Annotated in this window: 3 protein-coding genes; all 3 read left to right on the top strand. The window is 65.1% G+C overall.

Annotated elements, in window-relative coordinates; all coding sequences use genetic code 11:
• The first annotated feature begins 354 nt into the window (after nucleotides 1–354).
• Nucleotides 355–477: a hypothetical protein gene (locus tag AOQ71_RS47820; protein WP_347336694.1), complete on the top strand. Its 123-nt coding sequence runs from the start codon at nucleotides 355–357 to the stop codon at nucleotides 475–477.
• Nucleotides 478–673: 196 nt separating this feature from the next.
• Nucleotides 674–1,291 carry a hypothetical protein gene (locus AOQ71_RS15025; RefSeq protein WP_057747458.1) on the top strand — a complete coding sequence of 206 codons (618 nt, stop codon included), beginning with the start codon at nucleotides 674–676 and terminating at the stop codon, nucleotides 1,289–1,291.
• A gap of 145 nt (nucleotides 1,292–1,436) precedes the next feature.
• Complete coding sequence (ftsZ, locus tag AOQ71_RS15020; protein ID WP_057747457.1) at nucleotides 1,437–2,693, top strand: cell division protein FtsZ; 1,257 nt, start codon at nucleotides 1,437–1,439, stop codon at nucleotides 2,691–2,693.
• The last annotated feature ends 107 nt before the right edge of the window (nucleotides 2,694–2,800 follow it).

Here is a 2,800-nt window from a genome sequence, read left to right as displayed (position 1 = left end):
CGGGGGCCAGGACCTCCGCGCGAGCGCCCTGCGCTCGTCGCGATTACCCCGGTCAGCTGTTGTTCAAGCAAGATGTGGCTACGAGCATTCACAACAACTCAGCTCGGTGGTTATAGGTCCTGGCTCCCGTGTGCAATTGCGCACTAGGCCGGGACGACGGCATTTTCCCGCGCGCGGCGGGTGAGGGTTCTTTCCTCCTGGAGATTGTCCCGTTGCCGAGACACCCTCTCCCCAACCCTCTCCCGCAAGCGGGCGAGGGGGCGCACCGGCGCTCGCGGCAAGCACTGCCGTCCCCTTGCCGCCGCGCATTTCGGCTATACTCGCCCCGGGTAGCATGACCCGGAGGCGCATCCCATGGAGTACGCGGCCAAACCCGAGTCGAAAAACCTCGTCATCCGCTGTCACGGCACCAGGAACGAGATTTCGGAGAACGTCTCCAACGTCCTGAGGCCCTTGCTGCCGGCGCAAGTCCGCTAAGACGCAGCCGCGACGGATGGTGCTCTCCAATCCCCAGGCCGGCGCTCCGATCCCCGGGGGCGGCACGGTGATGGCACCTGTAAACAGCACCGCGCGGGTGTTAACCACGCATTAACCAACGCAGCCTAGCCTGCTGTAATCGTCCAGCCATCATTAGCCCGAAATGCCTTCCCGGTTCGCTCCAGGAGAAGCGCCGATGCCTGTTGCGTTGTTGACGTATGCCGATCTGGGTGCCCGCCTCAATATCTCGCGCGAGGCCGCGCGGTCGCTGGCGAGACGTCGCCGCCTGCCGCGCTCGCGTTCGGATGACGGCAAGGCCCTGGTGAGGGTTGATTTCTCCGAACTGCGGTACACGCCCCGCCCAAGAACGGGTCGGCGGGCCGACCCCATCGGGGACACCATGGCGAGGATCGAAGCGTTAGAGCCATTTCCGTTCCGACGGAGTCGGAACGGGGCTCCAGATTTTTATTCTGACGCGTTTTGCTTGCGCGAACCGGTATCCACTTCGCTCGAAAACGCTTCTGAGACCGAGGTCTTCAAGGCGGAGATCGCGCGGCTCGAAGACGTGGCAACCGCCTACAGGCAAGTGTTCGAGCGCGAGCGGGAGCGCGCCGAGCGCCTCGCCGTCGAGCTGCAGCAGGCGAGCGCCGAGGCGACGGCCGCCAATGCGTGGGCGGCACGACTGGAAGACGAAATGACGGCGCTGCGGACCGATCGCCGCGCGGGCGGCTCGCTCATCGGGCACGCCGCGCTTCGCTTGGGACACCTGGCCGCTTCGATCGTGCAAGCAGACCGCATGGCTAGAGCGCGATGAGGTCAGGATGAGCAGTCATCGCGCTCCAGGTTGTTGTTTGCGCATGATCTTATTCGGAAAACCGCAGCGCACTTTTCCGAATCATGCGGGTAGCATTTGAGACTTTCTCCAATCCCCGGCTTGCCGGACCAATCGCGAGGAAAAAATGGCTGGCAATATCGATATCCATGAAATGAAGGCCCGCATCGTCGTGTTCGGCGTCGGCGGCGCCGGCGGCAATGCCGTGAACAACATGATCACCGCCGGGCTGCAGGGGGTCGAGTTCGTCGTCGCCAATACCGACGCGCAGGCGCTGGCCATGTCGAAGGCAACCCGCCTCATCCAGCTCGGCACGAAGGTGACCGCGGGCCTCGGCGCCGGCTCGCAGCCGGAACTGGGACGCGCCGCGGCCGAAGAGGCGATCGATACGATCCGCGATCAATTGACCGGCGCGCACATGGTGTTCGTGACGGCCGGCATGGGCGGCGGCACCGGCACCGGGGCCGCACCCGTGGTCGCGAGGATCGCGCGCGAGCTCGGCATTCTCACCATCGGCGTGGTCACCAAGCCGTTCTACTTCGAGGGCCAGCGCCGCATGCGCTTCGCCGAAGCCGGCATCGAGGAGCTGCTGAAGACGGTCGACACCCTCCTGATCATCCCGAACCAGAACCTGTTCCGGGTCGCCAGCGAGAAGACCACATTCGCCGATGCCTTCGCCCTGGCCGACCAGGTGCTGTATTCGGGCGTCGCCTGCATCAGCGACCTCATCGTCAAGGAAGGCCTGATCAATCTCGATTTTGCCGACGTCCTCTCGGTCATGAAGGAGAAGGGCAAGGCCATGATGGGACGGGGCGAGGCTTCGGGCGAGAAGCGCGTGCTTGCCGCCGCCGTGGCCGCGATCTCCAATCCGTTGATCGAGAATCCCTCGATCAAGCGCGCCAGCGGCCTCATCATCTCCATCACCGGCGGCAAGGATCTCATGCTGTACGAGGTCGACGAAGCCGCCACCCGCATTCGCGACGAGGCCGACCCGGATGCCAACATCATCGTCGGCGCGTCCTTTGACGAAAGCCTCGAAGGCATCGTCCGCGTCTCGGTGGTGGCGACCGGCATAGACAATCTCGACGCGGCGCAGGCGCTGCCGGTGGAAACCGCCCTCGCCCAACTTGCCGGAAAGCTGCGCAATGACGGCCGGCGCATCGCCGATCGCATCGAGCGCAGCGCACCCCTTCCGCAAGGAGAAAGCCCGCCGCTCCGCCCGCAGCCGCATCATCCCGTGGGACCACCAGCAAGGCCGGGCATGGATTATGCGCGCCAGGCGGCAATTCAGCCGCTGCATCCCCAAGGCCGCGCGCCTGCGCGCAATGCGCCCGACGAGGCCGTTCTCGATATCCCGGCCTTCCTGCGCCGCGCGGCCAATTGAGTGGCTGGAGCGCGGTTGCCTGCCAAGCGCGGAACAATCACGTTTGCCTTCGTGAGCTTGAGTGCGATGCCTCCACATCGTCATGGCCGGGCTTGACCCGGCCATCC

Source organism: Bradyrhizobium manausense, from assembly GCF_001440035.1.
GTDB lineage: Bacteria > Pseudomonadota > Alphaproteobacteria > Rhizobiales > Xanthobacteraceae > Bradyrhizobium > Bradyrhizobium manausense.
The sequence above is the reverse complement of the archived record's forward strand: the minus strand, read 5'-3'. Positions and strand labels throughout refer to the sequence as shown.

Coding starts and splice junctions, on each gene's coding strand:
- AOQ71_RS47820 (WP_347336694.1), top strand. CDS start 355: ATGGAGTACGCGGCCAAACCCGAGTCGAAAAACCTCGTCATCCGCTGT.
- AOQ71_RS15025 (WP_057747458.1), top strand. CDS start 674: ATGCCTGTTGCGTTGTTGACGTATGCCGATCTGGGTGCCCGCCTCAAT.
- ftsZ (WP_057747457.1), top strand. CDS start 1,437: ATGGCTGGCAATATCGATATCCATGAAATGAAGGCCCGCATCGTCGTG.